Below are 18,801 nucleotides of genomic sequence, written 5' to 3' on the forward strand. Positions count from 1 at the left end.
GCGCCGATTCGCTTGACGGCGACCAATAGACCGGCTTCAACCCTTTGTAGATGAGCCCTTTTTTCGCCATTTCGCCAAACACTTTAATTTGCTGGGCTTCGTACTCCGGTTTGAGCGTAATGTACGGGTTGTCCCAGTCGCCGCGCACGCCGAGCCGCTTGAACTGCCGGCGTTGGTTGTCGATTTGTTCATACGCGTATTGCTCGCACAGCTTGCGGAACTCGGCGACGCTCATCGATTTGCGGTCGACGCCTTGCTTGGCAAGGGCCGTTTCGATCGGCAGGCCGTGCGTATCCCAGCCCGGCACGTACGGCGCGCAATAGCCGCTCATTGATTTGTAGCGGACGATGATATCTTTTAAAATTTTGTTCAGCGCATGCCCCATATGAATGTCGCCGTTGGCATACGGCGGGCCGTCATGCAGAACAAACAGCGGCCGTCCTTTCGTCCGCTCCTGCACTTTCCGGTAAATGTCCATTTCCTCCCATTTTTTTTGCATTTCCGGCTCCCGCTTCGGCAAATTGCCGCGCATCGGAAACTCGGTCTTCGGCATGAGCAGCGTTTCTTTGTAATCCATCTTTGCTCCCTCCTCTTCAAATAAAAAACCGTTCTCCCCCGGCAAGGGACGAGAACGGTCTCGCGGTACCACCCTTCTTGGCCATGCAAACGACGCACAGCCCACTTTTCATTCGTAACGGGAATGACGCGCCATGGCCTACTTGATGTTCGGCATGGAACTCCAGGGTGATGTTCACTCTTGCGCCGATGCCAGGCTTCCACCGCCCCTGGCTCGCTGCGACCGGTCGTACAAGAGCTACTGTCCCTTTCATCGTCGATGGCTATTTCGCTATTCATCCTGAAAAAAGCCAACCGCCTCCCACGGCGGCTGGTGCGGCGATTTTTGCCAATTATTATAACCGAAACGGCTTCGGTTCGTCAAGGCTGAGACAGCGGTTCTTTCGCCCCTTCTTCCAAATCCGGCGTCTCATACTCCATCAACTCGTCCCAATCGCGGCTGTTGATCATATCAAGCTGCGCCTCGACAAGCATGCGGAAACGGGCGCGGAACACTTTCGACTGCCGCTTCAGCTCCTCGATCTCGAGGGCGATTTTCCGCGATTTCGCCAATGCATCGCTGATGATGCGCTCGGCGTTTTTTTCCGCCTCTTTAATGATCAGCTTCGCCTCTTTTTGCGCATTCCGCTTCACTTCTTCCGCTGCTTCTTGAGCAACAAGAATCGACTTATTGAGCGTCTCTTCAATGTTCGCAAAGTAGTTCAGCTTTTCCGTCAGTTCCGCCACTTTTTCTTCCAGTTGCTTTTTTTCACGGATGAGCATTTCATAGTCTTTAATGACTTGATCGAGAAACTCGTTTACTTCGTCTTCATCATACCCGCGAAAGCCGCGGCTGAATTCCTTATTGTGAATATCTAATGGCGTCAACGGCACAACGGCCACCTCCGTCTCCATCATTCCTTTGCTTCACTTCATTCGACACGGTTTGCCGATTTCCTGCCGTCATTTGCTTATTTTTGTCGGCCGATCCGGACGAGCCAGCGCTCTTTTTTCGTCGGCCCTTCCACCGAAAACAGCTTGCAGCGGCCAAAGCCCCGCGCCGACAGCACATCACCCGGTCCACAGAGAAAATCAGGCTTGTCCACCACCTTCCAGTTGACTTTGACAAGCCCGCTTTCAACAAGCGCACGCGCTTTCTCGCGCGCAAGGCGAAACGCCTGAGCGAGCACAGCATCGAGCCTTAGAGAAGAAACCGTGACCGTTCCTTCCTCCCACGTTTCGGCAAGCGGCATGGCAGCCGACAACGGAAGCGGCTCAAGCGCAACCGGAGCTTTGCCGATCATTTCGACATGCAGGCGGACGTAGTCGGCGACTTCAGCGGCGGCGAAAAATTGAATCTCTTCATCTTGAACGAGAATATCGCCAAACTTGCCGCGCCGCAAGCCAAGCGACATCAGCGCCCCCAACACGTCGCGATGTTCAAGGGAAACGAATTTCGCCGGATAGCGGACGGCAAACAGTACAATGCCATAATCCTCTTCCTCAGGGTCGATATACGGCGGGGCGAGAAACACCCGCTTCCGCTCGACAAACGGGGCGCCGCCGAAAAAGAACGCGCGCACATCTTCCGCGCCGCCGACGATGCTTTGCACGATTTGCTGCTCACGCGGATCAAGAAAATCGGTCAGCTTCGGAGCGTACTGACGGCTCACCATCTCCTTCCACTCGAGCACTTGATCAATGAACGGATGTTCCTCTTTGCGAAAATGCTGATACAGCTCCACTTGACGTCACCTTGCTTTCATGGAAGAAAGGAACCCACAACGGATTCCTCCCTGCGAGTTCCGCCCATTGGCTTCTTGCCGTCCGACCATAGCGAACGCCGCCGGCGCACAAAACGGCAGCTAAAACTGCGACGCAAGAATGTCAAACAGGGCGTGAAGCCCTCTTGTCGCAAATTCAAGAACGATAAAAGCGACGATCGGGGAGACGTCAATGACGCCAAGCGGCGGAATGACGCGCCGAAACGGCTCCAAATACGGCTCGCAAATGGCGGCAAGCATTTGTCCGAACCGCGTTTCACGCGCATTGGGAAACCACGACATTAAAATATAAATGATCAGCGCATACGAGTACACTTGAATCAATGTCGTCAAAAACGTGAGTACATAATCCAACGGCTACCACCTCTTCATCGGTCTGTCATCCTCGCCGTCGAGCGAAATCGAGCCGCTGACGTCGACGTTTTCCGGGGTGCATAAAAAAATTTTCGTGCCGACTTGCTGAATGTCGCCGCCAATGGCGTACACCGTGCCGCTTAAAAAGTCGACGATCCGCTTCGCCTGCTCATGCTGGATGCGCTGCAAGTTGACGATGACCGCGCGCCGGCTTTTCAAATGGTCGGCGATCTCCTGCGCCTCCGCATACACCCGCGGCTCAGCAAGCACGACTTTCGCCGATTTTTGCACGCTTTGCAAGCTGACGACGTTCGCCTTGCCTGCCGTCTTCGGCGGCGCCTCCTCTTCCGGCTGCGGCGCTTCATATTCTTCTTCATAGTCTTCGTAATCTTCTTCTAAAAAATAATCGCGAAATTTTTTCATCAACCCCATCCGGTTTCACCTCCTACAATGATCCGACAAGCGCGCTGCCGATGCGCACAAACGTCGCTCCTTCCTCGATGGCGATCGTGTAGTCGTTTGACATGCCCATTGACAGTTCGGTGCATGGCGCATGGGCCATTCCCAACGCCTGAACGCGTTCCTTCAGCATCCGCAATTGGCGAAAGCAAGCGCGCAATATCGCTTCGTCGTCGGTGTGCGGCGCCATCGTCATCAATCCGACGACTTCGATGCGCGAAAAGGCGCGAAGTTGTTCAATAAACGGAATCGTTTCTTCGGGGGCGAGCCCGTGTTTGGTCGCCTCTCCTGAGACGTTCACCTGCACAAAACATTTCGCCGGCCTCGCCGCCCGCTTTTCAATTTCTTTCGCGAGCGACAAGCGGTCGAGCGAATGAATGTAATCGACTTTATCAATAATGTCTTTGACTTTGCGCGACTGAAGCGTCCCAATGAAATGCCACGTCGCTTGATTTCCGATCCGTTCATGCTTTTCAATCAATTGGTCAGAGCGGTTTTCGCCGAGATCGGCAATGCCGGCGTCAAGCACCTCGAGCGCCCGCTTTGCATCCACATATTTGGTGACCGCCACGATGCGCACGCCGGCCGGATCGCGGCCGACGCGAGCGCAGGCCGCCTCGATTTCTCGGCGAATGGCCGCCAAGTTGTCGCGCACCGTCATGTCGTTTCCTCCCTTCGGCCAATGAACGCCAACATCCTTCCGGTCGTTCCGCGGTCGCGGCGGTGGGAAAAAAACAACGCTTCCTCACAGCTTGTACAGCGTTCCGACACATAAATATGGCTGTTCGGAACGCCAGCCGCGAGCAACTGAAGCCGGTTGGCTTCCTTTAAGTCGAGCGCATATTGCCCTGGGCTCGTTTCCCGCCATGGCAACGGGCTTTCCGGAGGAAGCGTCGGGCGCAAACTGTCCACGACCCGGTCGTCAACCGTATAACAGCACGGACCGATGGCAGGTCCGATGGCAACATAGATGTCGCTCGGCGCGATGTGTTCGCGCGTTTGCCAAAGCCGCACCATGTGACCAGCGATGCCGCCGGCCGTTCCCCGCCATCCGGCATGAGCAAGGCCGACTAACCCAGCAGATGGCGCCACAAAATAAATGGGCACACAATCGGCAAAACAAAGCGCGAGCAACACCTCCGCTTCGTCTGTATACAACCCGTCGACTCCCGGAACCGCTGTGGCGAAGTCTTGCGCTCCATTCCCCCGTTCGTTTTTGGTCACTTTCCGAATGTCGGCACCGTGCACTTGCTCGCAACCCACCCATCGCTCAAGCGGGAATGCAAGCCATTCCGCCAAGCGCCGGCGGTTGTTGACGACATCCGTGCGATCATCGCCGACATGCAGTCCCATATTCAGCGAGGCGAACGGCCCTTTGCTCTCCCCGCCATGTTTCGTCGTCAATCCAGCGACGGCTCCAGCAAACGGAGGCGCCCCGCAGCGGAGCCAGCCGCGGGCTTCTTGTTGAAAAATGTCCGGCATTCGCGTCAACCTCACGCTGCTTTTTGTAGTTTTTTATCACTTTTTTTCCTATTTTATCATAGTTTGTTTGTCCATGATAACCTTTATTTGCGATTTTGTCGAAACATTGCTGTCAACCCTAGGCCATCCTCTGGATTCAATCCGTATCATGAAGGCGGACTAAAATAACATCGGCTCCGATTTTGACGATGTTCTGCCATGGAATGACGACCGCCTCTTCGCGGCCGAACAGCCCGAGCATCTTTCCGGCGCCTAAAATAATGAGCGAGCGGATTTTTCCAGTATCTAAATCAATATCAATGTCCCCAATATTGCCAAGCTTTTTCCCATTGGCTACATTGACGACATCTTTCGTCTGAAATTCGGAAATTCTCATCACGATTTCTTCCCCCGCCTTTCCTCTCCCTCTTTTTCATCTATATGACGCCGAATGGGCAGTTATGTGCCAAAGAAAAAGGCTGCAACCTGCAGCCTGTCACACTTGGATGTTTTTATTCATTTGCCGGATCGCCGCTTTTTCGAGCCTAGACACTTGCGCTTGGGAAATGCCGATTTCCTCGGCCACTTCCATTTGCGTCTTTCCTTGGAAAAAACGTTTGCGGATGATCATTTTTTCCCGCTCATTCAACCGCCGAAGCCCTTCCTTCAGGGCGATTTCTTCGATCCATTGGCTGTCGCGGTTGCGCTCATCACTCAGCTGGTCCATCACGTAAATCGGATCGCCGCCGTCGTTGTAAATCGGCTCAAACAACGAAACAGGATCTTGAATGGCATCGAGGGCAAAAACCACTTCCTCATGGGCGACGCCGAGTTCTTTGGCAATTTCCTCGGTTGACGGTTCTTTCGCCGTCTCGCTCATGAGCCGCTCTCGCACTTGCAACGCTTTGTAGGCGATGTCGCGCAGCGAGCGCGAAACGCGGATCGGGTTGTTGTCGCGCAAATAGCGGCGGATTTCGCCGATGATCATCGGCACGGCGTAAGTGGAAAACTTCACGTTTTGATTGAGGTCAAAATTATCAATCGATTTCATAAGTCCGATGCAGCCGACTTGAAACAAATCATCGACAAATTCGCCTCGGTTGTTGAAGCGCTGAATGACACTCAACACGAGGCGCAAGTTGCCGTTTACTAATTTCTCTCTCGCCTCCAAATCCCCCTCATGCATCCGTCGAAACAGTTCACGCATTTCCTCATTTTTGAGGACGGGAAGCTTCGAAGTGTCTACGCCGCAAATCTCAACTTTGTTCCTCGTCAAGTTGTTCCCTCCCATCAGGAGATGCTAAGTCGTCAGTTTTCAGTATCTCCTTGGAAGGGAAAAATATGCACAGCCTGTCCGACGCGGAAAAAGCGGCGGAATTTCGCTCCCGCCGCCCGCTACATCATTTTATTGAATTCTTTGCGCAACCGTTTAATGATCCGCTTCTCGAGCCGCGATATGTACGATTGCGAAATGCCGAGCAAATCAGCGACGTCTTTTTGCGTCTTTTCTTCGCCGCCGGAAAGACCAAAACGCAATTCCATAATTTGCTTCTCGCGGTCACTCAGCTGGCGCAAGGCGTTGAGCAGCAAGCGCCGGTCGACATCCGCTTCCAAATCTTTCGTAATCACGTCGTCTTCCGTGCCCAACACGTCGGAAAGCAACAGCTCGTTGCCATCCCAGTCGATATTGAGCGGTTCATCAAACGACACTTCCGCCCGCACTTTGTTGTTGCGGCGCAAATACATTAAAATTTCGTTTTCAATGCAGCGCGACGCGTATGTCGCCAGCTTGATCTTCTTCTCCGGGTTGAACGTGTTGACCGCCTTAATGAGGCCGATCGTTCCAATGCTGATCAAATCTTCAATGTGAATGCCGGTGTTTTCAAACTTGCGCGCAATGTAGACGACAAGACGCAAATTGCGTTCGATCAAAAGCGATCTCGCCGTGTCATCGCCGGCGGCGAGCCTGGCGATCAGCTGCTCCTCTTCTTCTTTTGTCAGCGGCGGCGGGAGCGCTTCGCTGCCTCCGATATAATAAATTTCATCCGCCTTCAAGCCGAGCTTGGCCAAAAGCTTATACAGCCAGTACATGAAGCGAAGTTTCCACTTTTTCATGAAAATCCCCCTTCTAAACGGATCAAAAGCGAGTATGATATACTAAACAAAACCTACGAAGCGGTCAGCTTTCTTCCCGCCTGCACCATTTTCGGATGGACGATGCAGTCGTACTCCCCATCCGTCGACAGCGGATCAGCGCTTAGCGCCACAAGCCCTTGCGCTACTTCCAACCATTCGTTTTCATACCGAAGCATAATGCGGTCTGGCTTGACCGCCGCCATCATTTGCGGACCGCTGCCGACCGCGCGGTACGGAATGAGACGGAGGAGATGGACCCACCGCTCCGGCGGGGAAGCAAGCATCATGTGAGCGCTGAGGCAACCCAATAGCTCTTCAGGAAGCACGGCCTTCGCTTTTTCCTGTTCGACTACCATCACCGGCGTTTTTGTCAACGGATCGACGAGCTGGTTGCCGCTGTCAATCAAGCCGCGCAGCATAAGCGGCCGCCCGTCCCATACGATCTTGACCTCAATGATATGTTCAAACCGCAGTTTTTTTTCGCGAATCGCCTCCACCCTTCGGCGGGAAAAAAACCATAAAACCGGAAACCCGATGACAACAAACATCCAGCTGACCGGATCGCCCGCCCCGGGATGATGCATGAGAAGCATGCCTTGGCGTACGGACAGTTGGTGCGCGAAAAAATAATGAACCGCCAGCATGCCGCCGCCGACGGCGAACGTGGCAAAGTAAAACGCAAGCATATTCTCAAGCAAATAGCGCGGGCGCTTAAAGCCGAAGGCGGCCCACACGATCAACACTGAAACGGCTACTTTTATCAACGGGTGCTGGGCGATGGCGGAAAATGGGGTAAACAGCAATATGACAAGCAACGAACCGATCAACGCCCCGGCCAACAGGCGCCACCAGACGATCGGCCGCTTGAGCATGAGCGCCGTCAGCCAAAGAAGCAACGCGTCAAAACAGACGTTCAACAGCCAAATGACATCGAGATAGACGACCAACCGTCAAGCCCCTCCCCCGCCCATATCGGCTTTGTCTGAAACAAGTATATAGCACCTTGCGAGGGAAAGTCTGTCAATCGGTGGCGGTGAAAAAGGAGATGTTTTGTCAAAACAGGGGGAACCACGGCGGATCAAATCGGCCGGCACGAAAGCCTAGCCCGCCTTCTCTTTTTCGCCCTTTCGTTGCGAGAGAGCGGGCGGCCAACGCGAGAGATTTTTTGGTCCTAATATGAAAAGCGGGCATGAACGTTTTGTTCATGCCCGTTTCGCCATCTAGCGGCGGCGGTTGCGGTTGCGCAAGAAAGCGGGAATGTCAAGCGGATCTTCTGCTTGCCCCGAGCGGAGCGCCGCATAGTCTTGTATCGGCTCTTCGCGCTTTTCCCGCTTTGGCGCCGGCGCCGCTTTCGGCACAGTGCCGATGCCAATGCGCGGCGGCCGCGGCTGCGAAGCGACGTTTTCGTTGAATCCGGTCGCAATGACCGTCACGATGATCTCGTCCTTTAAGTTCTCATTAATAACGGAGCCGAAGATCATGTTCACTTCTTGGTCGGCCGCCGAAGCGACGATGTCGGCAGCCTCCTGCACTTCGTACAAACTTAAGTTCATGCCGCCGGTGATGTTCATGAGCACCCCTTGCGCGCCGTCGATCGACGTCTCCAACAGCGGGCTGGAAATGGCTTTTTTTGCTGCCTCAGCAGCTCGGTTTTCGCCGCTGGCGATGCCAATACCCATCAATGCCGAACCTTTATTCGACATGATCGTCTTCACATCAGCGAAGTCAAGGTTGATCAACCCCGGCACGGCGATCAAATCGGAAATGCCTTGCACCCCTTGGCGCAATACGTTATCCGCTTCACGGAACGCCTCAAGCATCGGCGTATTTTTGTCGACAATCTCAAGCAATCGATCGTTCGGAATGACGATGAGCGTATCGACCGCCTCTTTCATGGCGGCGATGCCGCTTGCGGCCTGCGTCGCCCGCTTGCGCCCCTCAAACGTAAACGGGCGCGTAACAACGCCGACCGTAAGCGCCCCTAACTCGCGCGCAATTTGGGCGATGACCGGGGCAGCGCCAGTTCCCGTGCCGCCGCCCATGCCAGCGGTGACAAACACCATATCGGCGCCGCGAAGCGCTTCTTCAATTTGCTCTTTGCTCTCCTCAGCTGCTTTTTTTCCAACTTCTGGGTTCGCCCCCGCGCCCAAGCCGCGTGTCAGCTTCGCCCCGATTTGCAGCTTGATCGGCGCCTTCGACAAGTTGAGCGCCTGTGCATCCGTATTGACCGCAATAAACTCTACACCTTGCACCCCATGCTCAATCATCCGATTGACGGCGTTGTTGCCGCCGCCCCCGACTCCAATCACCTTGATCGTTGCCAACTGATCGACTGTTGTCTCAAACTCCAACATGGCCAAATCCTCCTAAAATTTCAATCTCTATTCAAAGAAAGAACCAAAAAATCTCTTGACCTTCTTCCCAAAATGGTCTTCTTTCTTTTTCGGTTTCGACTGCTGTTTTGGCGAGGAGCGCTCGACCGGCTCCACCGCAGCGGCAGCCGGGACCGTTTTCCCTTGCAGCTGCGCCTGCCGGTAGGCGAACTTGAGCAAGCCAACGCCGATCGTATACTGCGGGTCACGCACTCCGATATAATCCGGCATGGCAATGCGGACGCTCGTCCCTAAAACGACGTGGGCCAGCTCAAGCAACCCTGGCATATTGGCGACGCCGCCGGTCAGCACATAGCCGCCGGGAAGATCGCGAAACCCGAGACGGCGCACTTCCTGCTGAACCATTTGCAAAATTTCTTCCAGCCTCGCCTCAATAATATCGGCGATCTCCAGCTGGCTGAACTGCTGGTGTTGATCGGTGCCCATAATCGGCACGCTGAACACTTCTTCCTCCGAAGCGTAGTCGTAAAACGCATGTCCGTGCTTCAGTTTGATTTTTTCGGCATCGTCCGTTGTCGTCCGCAATCCAATGGCCAAGTCTTTCGTAATGTGCTCCCCGCCGACCGGCAGCGAAGAGACAGCTTGCAACGCCCCTTGCTCGAAGACAGCGATCGTTGTCGAGCCGCCTCCTAGGTCAACGAGCGCCGCCCCTAGATGCCGCTCGTCATCGGACAGCACGAGCGAACCGGCCGCCAGCGGCTGAAGACAAATGTCGCTGATTTCCAAGCCTGCCCGCTCCACACAGCGAAGGAGATTATGTAATACCGTCTTCGCACCGGTCACCATAGTGCCTTCCATTTCCAAGCGGACGCCAAGCATGCCGCGCGGATCATGAATGCCGTCCAATCCGTCGACGATGAACTGGCGCGGAACGACGCCGATGATTTCCCGATCGGGAGGAATGGAGACGACTTGCGCGGCATCGATGACGCGGGCGACATCTTCATCGCTGATTTCCCGGTTTTCGCTCGCGACGGCGACGATGCCGTGGCAGTCATGGAGCTGAATATGGCTGCCGGCCACCCCGACGATCACGCGGCGGATCGATAAGCCGACCATCCGCTCCGCTTGCTCGACGGCCCGTCTGATCGACTGCACCGTTTTATCTATATCAACAATCGCCCCTTTTTTGAGCCCTTCCGCTTTGACATTGCCCACCCCGATAATGTTGATGGAGCTGCCTAGCATTTCCCCGATGATGACTTTCACGCTCGATGTTCCGACATCCAGGCTAACGACGATCTCATTGCTGCTCATTTTTTGGCATCTGCCTACTAAAAACGCGCCGGTGCCGGCCGGCGTTTCAGTAAGCAGCGACACCTCCTTTTTTGGCTGAAATTTCCCATCTCTTTGTCTATTTGGTCTATGTCTAGTTTGCGAGTTTCGCAACAACACTATATTTTGTTTTACCCCATATAATTCAACACGCGAAAAGACTTTCCCTGTCTTTCGCCTAACTTTTTTCGCGATTTTGCCGCCGCTTGGCCCACTCGGCAAGCCAAAGGCGGCGGATGATGGCGATGTTTTGAAACAAGCGGACGCCGAAGGCGAACACAGCCGCTAAATACAAGTCTACACCAAGATGCACCCCAAGAAAAGTTAAAGTTGCGGCCAGAACAATGTTGAAAAAAAACCCGGTTATAAATACGGTTTCGTCGTACGTCCGCTGCAGGTGGGCGCGCCATCCTCCTATTAATGTATCAAAGGCGGCTAAAATGGCAATCGACAAATAATTGGAATATTCATCGGGAACTTCCCAGCCGGCGAGAACGCCGATGGCAAACCCAAGAAGCAATCCAAAAAGCGGGAGCCACATGCTATTTCTCCTCCTTGCCGCCGTTCGCTGTCTCCATGTATTTCACATCAGGGCGGCTAGCCGCGGGCGGAATGACAACGAGCGGTTGAGGCTTGGATATTGACAGCTCCAAGTTTTCCACGGCGAAATCATCGCGAATCGGCGAAACGGCGAGCCCACTGTATAGCTTGTCCGCATCATCGGCGATTGCTCTCACTTCGACTGGCAGCCTCATTGAGCGGCTCCCGACTTTCGTTGCACCATTGACCTCGCGAATGGCCGTCCGATTCGTCAGCCGCTCACCGTCGATGGCGATTTCTTTCGCCCCGTATTTGTTCAACTCATTCACTAACCGTTGCAATAGCTCAGGCGATACGGTAGCAACGGCCGGACCGACGTAGCCGGCCGACGAAAGCGGAGCGATCGTCAACACGAGACCGCTTCCTCTCACTTCTGTCAGCCCGGCTTCTTCCCTCAGCTCCGCGACCGTCGCCTCAAGCTCCGTGGCGCCGCCCGCCTCGTATTCCTGCCGGTAGCGGCGCAATATTTCCTCGTAACTCTCTAGCTCCTCAAGCAGCCGCTGTTCAAGCTTCTGCTCTTTCGTCAAATCGGCGCGCAGCTCCCAAATGTCGCGCGTGTCGCGCCCTTCCGGGGATAGCGTCGTCCGCAGTCCGACGGCCAGCATCACGCCGAATATGGCAGCTACGCCGGCAAAATAGAATTGACTTCTCCGTTCCAATGCGCTTCACCGCCCTTTCCCGCCCGTTTTACGGCTGGGGCGCAAACACCGGATCCAACACGATAGCTCCTTGCTTTTCCACTTTTACGTCGATATGGTCTTCGACAAGTTCGTCGACGATGCCGCCGGGAAGCTCTAGAGCGGACATGAGCACGTCCGGATTGCCAATGGCCGAAATGACAAACGGGGCGGCATGCTGCGTCCCATCGACCTCAATGACTGGGCCGTTGCAGACGATATATGAACGGTGGGAAATGCGCTGTCCATTAATGGCGACCGCTTCGGCGCCGGAAATGAGCAGCTCGTGAACAACTTTCCATACGTGCTGTTCATGAACGATATAATCGGTAGCGCTCGCTTCAGAGGGGATATAAGAGGAATCGGAAAGGGTGACTGCTACACCTTTCCCTTTCACCCTCGCTTTTCCGACATGCATGCGCAGCTGTTCCGCTTCTTTTGCCAATCCGGCCTCGTTCGCCTGCTCCTCAGCCAGCTTCTTCTCCCATGCGGCCAGCTCCTCCTGCTTTTTGACAAGCTGCTGCTTGAGCGACCGGTTTTCTTTTTGCAAAGCAAGAAGCGCCGAGCGATATTCGTACTCTTTTTTCCACTCGCTGTCGCTCCATTCGCGGCGAGATGCTTCGTTTTTCGCATGTTGGTACGAAAACCCGAGCATGGCGCCGAAGATCAAGCAGATCAACGTCAGCAGGAGGCGGCTACGGGCTTGTCGTTTCATCGCCATCCTCCTTTTTCGGGGGGGTGTAAGGAACAAAATAGTTGCCGACTTCCAAATGAATGACTCCTTTGACGTTTCGGTCAAGCGCGGCGGCAATCGCCGGATAATGCGACAGCTTGTCCGCAAATTGCCGGATTGTCGCGCTTACTTCATAACCGTCATTCATGTAGACGATGACGCGGTCTTCATATTCCCTAGTCGGCTTGTAGTGAATTTCCGACATGGCGCCCAGCACCGCCGCTGGCAGTTCGGCGAGCTGCCCCGTCATTTCAGCAATGGCGTCGCCGTCTTTCCAGCCGACTAACACTGGCGCATCGCTCGGAGCCGTCTTCGTCCCTTCCTGCTTTAACAGCCGCCCATTTTCTAGCAGCGGAAAAAACGTTTGCCGGTCATACACATAAGCGATTCGCCGCCATTCGCGGACGTGGATGGCGATCGTGTTCGGCAGCTGTTTTTCCACTGTGGCCTCCTTAATTTCTGGATGGCGAGTGAGCTTTGCTTCCACGTTTTGTTCATTCACTTTCCAAAAGCTTGTCCGCTTTGTAATGCCGCTTAAACTGATGATGCGCTCCGCTGAGAGATGGCGGTTGCCGCTCACTTCCACATGCCTTACCGCACTGAGCGGCGATTGAAAGTAAAGGACGCACAAGATAAACAGAAAAAAGAAGAACAAGTACGCAATGAGCCGGCGGTTCGCTTTCTGGCGTCGCCGCTCCTTCAGTTTCGGCACGCGGTCCTCCAGGACGACGACTTTTCCTTTTTCCATCGCATTCCCCGCTTTCTTCTTCAACGCCCGCGCTGAAACGATCGGTATAAAAACAAACGGCATCCACTGCCGTTTCTTTGTTTTTTGCACTTGTTTTCATTATATCACAAATAGAATGCAAGAGAGAGCCTGTTTTTATCGCATTTGCCGGCACCGTTCGACGATGGGCTGCGTTCGAGAGACGCCAAGAAAAAATGGCGGACATCCGCCGCTTGCCTAATAGCGGGCATGCCTGCTGATGTTAAGCAGCACGCCGATGGCCATAAGCATCAATGTCAGCGACGATCCGCCGTAGCTTAAAAACGGGAGGGTGATGCCGGTGACGGGCATCAATCCCGTCACAACGCCGATATTGATCATCACTTGAATGGCGATCATCGAAATAATGCCAAGCGCCAAAAAGCTTCCGTACAAGTCAGGGGCGCCAAGGGCGATGCGCACGCCGCGCCAAAGAAGAAGGGCAAAGAGCAGGAGGACGAGCGAACCGCCGATAAAGCCGAGCTCCTCAGCTAAAATGGCGAAAATAAAGTCGGTTTGCGGCTCCGGCAAGTAAAAAAACTTTTGTCGGCTCTGCCCGAGCCCAAGGCCGAACAAGCCGCCCGGCCCAATGGCGTACAGCGACTGGATGATTTGAAATCCGCTTCCGAGCGGATCTTCCCACGGGTTTAAAAACGATGTAATCCGCTTGATTCGATATGGAGCCGACAGGATCAGGGCGGCAAGCCCAGCGAGCCCCAATACGCCAAGCCCGGCAAAATGGCTGAGACGGGCGCCGGCGACGAAAATCATCGTCACGCACGTACCGACCATGACGGTGCCCGTCCCTAAGTCCGGCTGCAGCATAATCATGCCGAACGCAGCAAACACAAGCGCCAGCGCCGGCAACAACCCTTGTTTAAACGACGTAATTTTTTTTTGGTTTTCCGATAAATATTTGGCCAAAAAAGCGATCATGGCCAGCTTCATAAACTCGGACGGCTGGATCGAAAACGCCCCGACGCCGATCCAGCTGCGTGACCCGTTGCGAACCATGCCGATGCCGGGGATGAGCACAAGAACGAGCAACACAAAACAGACGCCAAGCAGCACTTTCGACCAGTCGCGCCACACCCAATAATCGATATTCATGACAAAAAACATAGCGATAATGCCGACACCCGCAAACAATAGTTGGCGCTTGGCGAAGAAAAACGAATCATTGAATTTGTATTCCGCCCAAATGGCGCTCGCGCTGTACACCATAATGAGTCCGATGGCCAAGAGCGAAAACGTCAAAATAATGAGCAAAAAATCCGGCGCAGACTTTTTCCGCGGCAATGCCCAACACCTCTATTTTCGTAAACTAGAGGGAAAGGGCTGTCCCTTTCCCTCTATTTCAACTTATGCACGGCGTTGATAAAAATGTCCCCTCTCTCCTCGAAAGTTTTGTATTGATCCCAGCTGGCGCATGCTGGAGAGAGCAAAATGACGTCGCCCGGCTCGGAAAGCTCGAAAGCAACCGGGACGGCTTTTTCCACATTATCGACATATCGGATCGTTTCTATTCCCGCTTTTTGGGCGATGCGGCCGATTTTGTCCGCCGTCTGGCCGAACAGCACGACCGCCTTCACCTGTTGCAAATACGGGAGGAGATCATCAAACTCATTGCCGCGGTCAAGCCCGCCGGCCAACAAAATGACCGGCTCGCCGGCAAACGCCGAAAGCGCCTTTTGCGTCGCTAAGATGTTCGTCGCCTTCGAATCGTTGTAAAACCGCCGGCCGTCAATTTCCGCCACATACTGAAGCCGATGTTTCACGCCGGAAAACGTCGCCAGCACTTGGCGGATCGCCTCATCACTGGCGCCGGCCAGCTTGGCGGCCGCCACCGCCGCTAAAATGTTTTCCAAATTGTGCTGGCCAGGAAGAACGATGTCAGCGATTCTCATAACTAGATCACCGCTCCAATAGATGGCGCCGTCTTGAACGTACGCCCCTTCGCCGAGAGGCTTCGTCGCCGAAAACAGCACTTTTTGCGATCGAACCGATGAGGCAATGTCCATCACGAGCGGATCGTCGGCATTGACGACGGCATAATCGCGCTCCGTTTGGTTGCGGAAAATGTTCGCCTTTGCCGCTGCATACGCCTCTTTCGTTCCGTGGTAGTCCAAGTGGGCGTCGAAAATATTGAGCAAAACAGCAATGGCCGGGCGAAACTTGTCAATGCCGGCAAGCTGGAACGAAGACAGTTCCGTGACAAGCCATTGCCCCATCTTCGCTTCCCTCGCCACCTCGCAGGCGACAAGGCCGATGTTGCCGGCAAGCAGCGGATCTTGGCCGTCCGCTTTTAACATTTCATAAATGAGCGTCGTCGTCGTCGTTTTTCCGTTGGACCCGGTGATGCCGATAAACGGCCCTTCGGAAATGTGATAAGCAAGCTCCACTTCGGTCACGACCGGAAGCCCCTTCTCAAGCGCCTTTTTCACCATCGGGTTCGTGTACGGAATGCCCGGGTTTTTCACGACAAGGTCAAACGGCTCATCAAGCAGTTCAAGCGGATGGCCGCCGCAAACGACGCGAATGCCGAGCGGTTCAAGCTGCTTGGCCTCCATGTTTTCCGAAAGCGGCTTTTGATCATTGACGACGACCCTAGCGCCTAACTCCGCAAGAAGCCGAGCTGCCGCCGCTCCGCTTTTCGCCAATCCAATGACAAGCACACGACGATGTTGGTAAAAACGAGTCGGTTTCAATTACATCCACACCTCGATATAAATTCCTAGCATCGCAAATAAAAGGCCGACGGCCCAAAACGTCACAACGATCCGCCATTCCGACCAGCCGACAAGCTCATAATGATGATGAAGCGGACTCATGCGGAACACGCGCCGTCCTGTCGTTTTGAACGAAGCCACTTGAATGATGACCGACAGCGTCTCGATGACAAACACACCGCCGATGATGACAAGCAACAGCTCAAGCTTCGTCAGGACAGCGACAGCGGCGATCGCCCCGCCAAGCGCGAGCGAGCCGGTGTCGCCCATAAACACTTTCGCCGGGTGGGCGTTAAACACTAAAAAGCCAAGCACGGCGCCAACAACGGCGACGCAAAATACGGCGACATCGTACTGGCCTTGATTCCAAGCCAAGACGGCATAAGCGCCAAAGGCGATCGCTGCCGTTCCAGCAAGCAGCCCGTCAAGACCGTCGGTCAAGTTGACGGCGTTCGAGCCGCCGACAAGCATGAACAACAAGAGCACGCCGTACGCCCAACCGAGGTCGACCGACCAATCGGCGCCGGGAATATGTAACGCCGTCGAAAAGCCGCTTTGGCGGTAGACGGCAAAAAAGATGGCTGCGATAAGGAGCTGGCCGATAAATTTTTGCCGGCTTGTCAAGCCGAGATTTCGCTTCATCACGACTTTGATCATATCGTCGAGGAAGCCGAGCACCCCATAGCCGACGGTGACCAACAGCAGCAAATACGTCCTCGTCGACAAGTCGGCGATTTTCGGCGTGATCCATAAGGTCGTCGCCACAATCGCCAACAAAATCATGATGCCGCCCATCGTCGGCGTGCCTGATTTTTTTTGATGCGACTTCGGTCCTTCCTCGCGGATGCTTTGTCCGAATTTCAGCCGCCGCAAAAACGGGATGAACAGCGGGGACAACATGACGGTGATCAAAAAGGAAACCACCATCGCAATCACGATCACTCGTTCTGGCATGCATCATCACATCCTTTGGCCGGCCGGGCATCCATCCACCGATTCTTCAATTCGATGAGCCGGCGGCGCACGGCCGCATCAGCAAGGGAGCTGCCTTCGGGGAGCGCGAAGAAAAACTGCGCGTCCCCCTCGCCGCCTTGCTCTAAATACCGCTCAAGCAATGCCGCTGCCGCCTCGAGCGGCGACGGAACGAAAAAGATCGGAAATTGATTTGGAATGTAGCGCGGCAACGGCTCGCCCAGACGCCAAAATGAAGCGATCGCTCCGTGTTCAATCGCCGTTTTCAATGTTTCCGCCCCGTTTTCGAGCGGAACGAACAACCCTTTTTTCACTTGTTTGGCTGGGTTGACGAACACGGCGTGAAAGCGGATCGTTTCATCAACAATGCCGCGCACCTCCACCGCAATCGATTGCACCATCCTGTATGCGATCATCGTCATCCTCTCTCCTTCACCGCTCTCCGGGCGACGGCGCGATCATCAAAGTCGATCACGTCATCGCCGATGATTTGATACGTTTCATGCCCTTTGCCGGCAATCAACACAACATCGCCTTCCTGCGCCTGGCCAATGGCGTAGCGGATCGCCTCTTCACGGTCAGGAATCGTCACATGCATCCCTATCTCAGTTCTTACTCCCGCTTCCATGTCGCACAAAATTTGCTTCGGATCTTCCGAACGCGGATTGTCGGAGGTAAAAACGGCGACATCCGCATACCGCACCGCCACCTGCGCCATGAGCGGCCGTTTCGACCGGTCGCGGTCGCCGCCGCAGCCGATGACGACATACACGTTTCGCTTCGCCAATTGGCGCACCGTTTTTAAGGCGTTTTCTAAACTGTCCGGCGTGTGGGCGTAATCGACGATGATCGTAAAGTTTTGCCCTTCATCGACCGTTTCAAACCGCCCCGGCACCGGCTCGACATCCGCAAGCGCCGCGGCGATCATTTCAAGCGAAAAGCCAGAGGCAAGACAGGCCGCGACAGCAGCGAGAATGTTATAGACATTGAACGAGCCGACAAGTTTCGTTTCGACCGCCGCCGACCCGTGCGGCGTGCAAAGCCGAAACGCCATGCCGCCTGCGGTCATGCGGATCTGTTCCGCCATCACATCGCTTTTTTCCTTCATGCCGTATGTGACGATCGGCGCGGCCGTCATATGTTTATAATATTGCGAAACCGGATCGTCATGATTGAGAACGGCGAATTTCGGCCGCCGTTTGTCGTAGCGGTTGCCGAGCTGGGCAAACAAAAGCCCTTTGGCGTTCCGGTATTCTTCCATTGTCCCGTGATAATCCAAATGGTCTTGCGTTAAGTTCGTAAAGACGGCCACATCGTAATCGCAGCCATGCACCCGACCTTGGTGCAGCGCATGCGACGACACTTCCATGGCGACAAACTCCACTCCTTCATCGACCATCTGTTTAAACGTGCGCTGCAAAATGAGCGACTCCGGCGTCGTATTGGCCGCCGGATAGGAGCGGTCGCCGACCTTGATGTGAACCGTGCCAATGAGCCCTGTTTTCTTGCCGGCTTTTCTCGCGATTTGTTCAATGATCGACGTTGTCGTCGTCTTGCCGTTTGTGCCCGTTACTCCGATTAAATGAAGGCGGTGGGTCGGTTGCCCGTAAAACGCGTCCGCTAAAATCGCCATCGCCCGCCGGCTGTCCGGCACGAGAACGACTGGAACATCGACGGAAAGCGGACGCTCGGCCACGACCGCCGCCGCTCCGCGCGCCACCGCTTCCTCGGCAAAGTCGTGTCCGTCTACTGTAAACCCTTTAAGGCAAAAAAAGAGAGAACCGGGGGCAACGCGGCGCGAGTCCATTTCGAGCGCCACGATATCGGGATTGCCTCCATCGTGCACCCAAAAACCGGGCAAGTGTGACAGCAGCGTCAGCAGTTTCATGTTCGTTCATCCCTTTCGC

At 54.7% G+C, this 18,801-nt stretch carries 22 protein-coding genes and 1 other annotated feature; all 22 genes read right to left on the reverse strand.

Annotated features, from left to right (window positions below; translation table 11 throughout):
• Positions 1–577: class I tRNA ligase family protein (locus tag BRO54_RS08175; protein ID WP_139268050.1), on the reverse strand; the 577-nt coding region annotated here is incomplete at its 3' end.
• A gap of 41 nt (positions 578–618) precedes the next feature.
• Positions 619–839, reverse strand: a binding site (T-box leader).
• Positions 840–936: 97 nt separating this feature from the next.
• Positions 937–1,449, reverse strand: a complete 513-nt coding sequence (locus BRO54_RS08180) for a DivIVA domain-containing protein (protein ID WP_025949776.1) — start codon at positions 1,447–1,449, stop codon at positions 937–939.
• A gap of 77 nt (positions 1,450–1,526) precedes the next feature.
• A complete protein-coding gene (locus BRO54_RS08185; RefSeq protein ID WP_042380000.1) occupies positions 1,527–2,300 on the reverse strand; it encodes a YlmH family RNA-binding protein in 774 nt (257 codons plus the stop codon).
• Positions 2,301–2,420: 120 nt separating this feature from the next.
• Positions 2,421–2,693 carry a YggT family protein gene (locus tag BRO54_RS08190; protein WP_042380003.1) on the reverse strand — a complete coding sequence of 91 codons (273 nt, stop codon included), beginning with the start codon at positions 2,691–2,693 and terminating at the stop codon, positions 2,421–2,423.
• Between the two features lie 3 nt (positions 2,694–2,696).
• Positions 2,697–3,125 carry a cell division protein SepF gene (locus BRO54_RS08195; protein WP_044731803.1) on the reverse strand — a complete coding sequence of 143 codons (429 nt, stop codon included), beginning with the start codon at positions 3,123–3,125 and terminating at the stop codon, positions 2,697–2,699.
• A 13-nt stretch (positions 3,126–3,138) separates the two neighbouring features.
• Positions 3,139–3,813, reverse strand: coding sequence for a YggS family pyridoxal phosphate-dependent enzyme (locus BRO54_RS08200; protein ID WP_074043655.1), 675 nt, complete (start codon positions 3,811–3,813; stop codon positions 3,139–3,141).
• Complete coding sequence (pgeF, locus tag BRO54_RS08205) at positions 3,810–4,634, reverse strand: peptidoglycan editing factor PgeF (RefSeq protein WP_042380213.1); 825 nt, start codon at positions 4,632–4,634, stop codon at positions 3,810–3,812. Before pgeF ends, BRO54_RS08200 begins: the two co-directional genes overlap by 4 nt.
• 136 nt (positions 4,635–4,770) lie before the next feature.
• Positions 4,771–5,013 (reverse strand): YlmC/YmxH family sporulation protein, encoded by a 243-nt coding sequence (locus BRO54_RS08210; protein ID WP_013145837.1) that lies wholly within the window; start codon positions 5,011–5,013, stop codon positions 4,771–4,773.
• 96 nt (positions 5,014–5,109) lie between these two features.
• Positions 5,110–5,889 (reverse strand): RNA polymerase sporulation sigma factor SigG, encoded by a 780-nt coding sequence (sigG, locus tag BRO54_RS08215; protein ID WP_011230628.1) that lies wholly within the window; start codon positions 5,887–5,889, stop codon positions 5,110–5,112.
• A gap of 119 nt (positions 5,890–6,008) precedes the next feature.
• Positions 6,009–6,728: an RNA polymerase sporulation sigma factor SigE gene (sigE, locus tag BRO54_RS08220; RefSeq protein ID WP_025949771.1), complete on the reverse strand. Its 720-nt coding sequence runs from the start codon at positions 6,726–6,728 to the stop codon at positions 6,009–6,011.
• A gap of 53 nt (positions 6,729–6,781) precedes the next feature.
• Positions 6,782–7,696, reverse strand: coding sequence for a sigma-E processing peptidase SpoIIGA (gene spoIIGA / locus BRO54_RS08225; protein WP_042380020.1), 915 nt, complete (start codon positions 7,694–7,696; stop codon positions 6,782–6,784).
• A 273-nt stretch (positions 7,697–7,969) separates the two neighbouring features.
• Positions 7,970–9,103 carry a cell division protein FtsZ gene (gene ftsZ, locus BRO54_RS08230; RefSeq protein WP_011230625.1) on the reverse strand — a complete coding sequence of 378 codons (1,134 nt, stop codon included), beginning with the start codon at positions 9,101–9,103 and terminating at the stop codon, positions 7,970–7,972.
• Between the two features lie 27 nt (positions 9,104–9,130).
• Complete coding sequence (ftsA, locus tag BRO54_RS08235) at positions 9,131–10,399, reverse strand: cell division protein FtsA (RefSeq protein WP_074043669.1); 1,269 nt, start codon at positions 10,397–10,399, stop codon at positions 9,131–9,133.
• A gap of 196 nt (positions 10,400–10,595) precedes the next feature.
• The gene (locus tag BRO54_RS08240; protein ID WP_042380027.1) at positions 10,596–10,958 is read right to left on the reverse strand and encodes a small basic family protein; all 363 of its coding nucleotides are present in this window, start codon (positions 10,956–10,958) and stop codon (positions 10,596–10,598) included.
• A gap of 1 nt (position 10,959) precedes the next feature.
• Complete coding sequence (locus BRO54_RS08245) at positions 10,960–11,676, reverse strand: DUF881 domain-containing protein (RefSeq protein ID WP_074043656.1); 717 nt, start codon at positions 11,674–11,676, stop codon at positions 10,960–10,962.
• Positions 11,677–11,704: 28 nt separating this feature from the next.
• On the reverse strand, positions 11,705–12,409 hold the full coding sequence (locus BRO54_RS08250; protein WP_042380033.1) for a DUF881 domain-containing protein: 705 nt from the start codon (positions 12,407–12,409) through the stop codon (positions 11,705–11,707).
• A complete protein-coding gene (gene divIB, locus BRO54_RS08255) occupies positions 12,390–13,175 on the reverse strand; it encodes a cell division protein DivIB (protein ID WP_193408807.1) in 786 nt (261 codons plus the stop codon). Before divIB ends, BRO54_RS08250 begins: the two co-directional genes overlap by 20 nt.
• 216 nt (positions 13,176–13,391) lie before the next feature.
• Positions 13,392–14,492, reverse strand: coding sequence for a stage V sporulation protein E (spoVE, locus tag BRO54_RS08265; protein ID WP_042380039.1), 1,101 nt, complete (start codon positions 14,490–14,492; stop codon positions 13,392–13,394).
• Positions 14,493–14,545: 53 nt separating this feature from the next.
• On the reverse strand, positions 14,546–15,901 hold the full coding sequence (gene murD / locus BRO54_RS08270; protein ID WP_042380041.1) for a UDP-N-acetylmuramoyl-L-alanine--D-glutamate ligase: 1,356 nt from the start codon (positions 15,899–15,901) through the stop codon (positions 14,546–14,548).
• Complete coding sequence (mraY, locus tag BRO54_RS08275; RefSeq protein WP_042380044.1) at positions 15,902–16,876, reverse strand: phospho-N-acetylmuramoyl-pentapeptide-transferase; 975 nt, start codon at positions 16,874–16,876, stop codon at positions 15,902–15,904. It abuts the gene before it with no gap.
• On the reverse strand, positions 16,861–17,316 hold the full coding sequence (locus tag BRO54_RS08280; RefSeq protein WP_042380048.1) for a hypothetical protein: 456 nt from the start codon (positions 17,314–17,316) through the stop codon (positions 16,861–16,863). Before BRO54_RS08280 ends, mraY begins: the two co-directional genes overlap by 16 nt.
• A complete protein-coding gene (locus tag BRO54_RS08285) occupies positions 17,313–18,782 on the reverse strand; it encodes a UDP-N-acetylmuramoyl-L-alanyl-D-glutamate--2,6-diaminopimelate ligase (RefSeq protein WP_042380050.1) in 1,470 nt (489 codons plus the stop codon). The genes BRO54_RS08280 and BRO54_RS08285 overlap by 4 nt, the downstream gene beginning before the upstream one ends.
• Positions 18,783–18,801 lie beyond the last annotated feature (19 nt).

It is taken from the genome of Geobacillus proteiniphilus (assembly GCF_001908025.1).
Lineage (GTDB): Bacteria > Bacillota > Bacilli > Bacillales > Anoxybacillaceae > Geobacillus > Geobacillus proteiniphilus.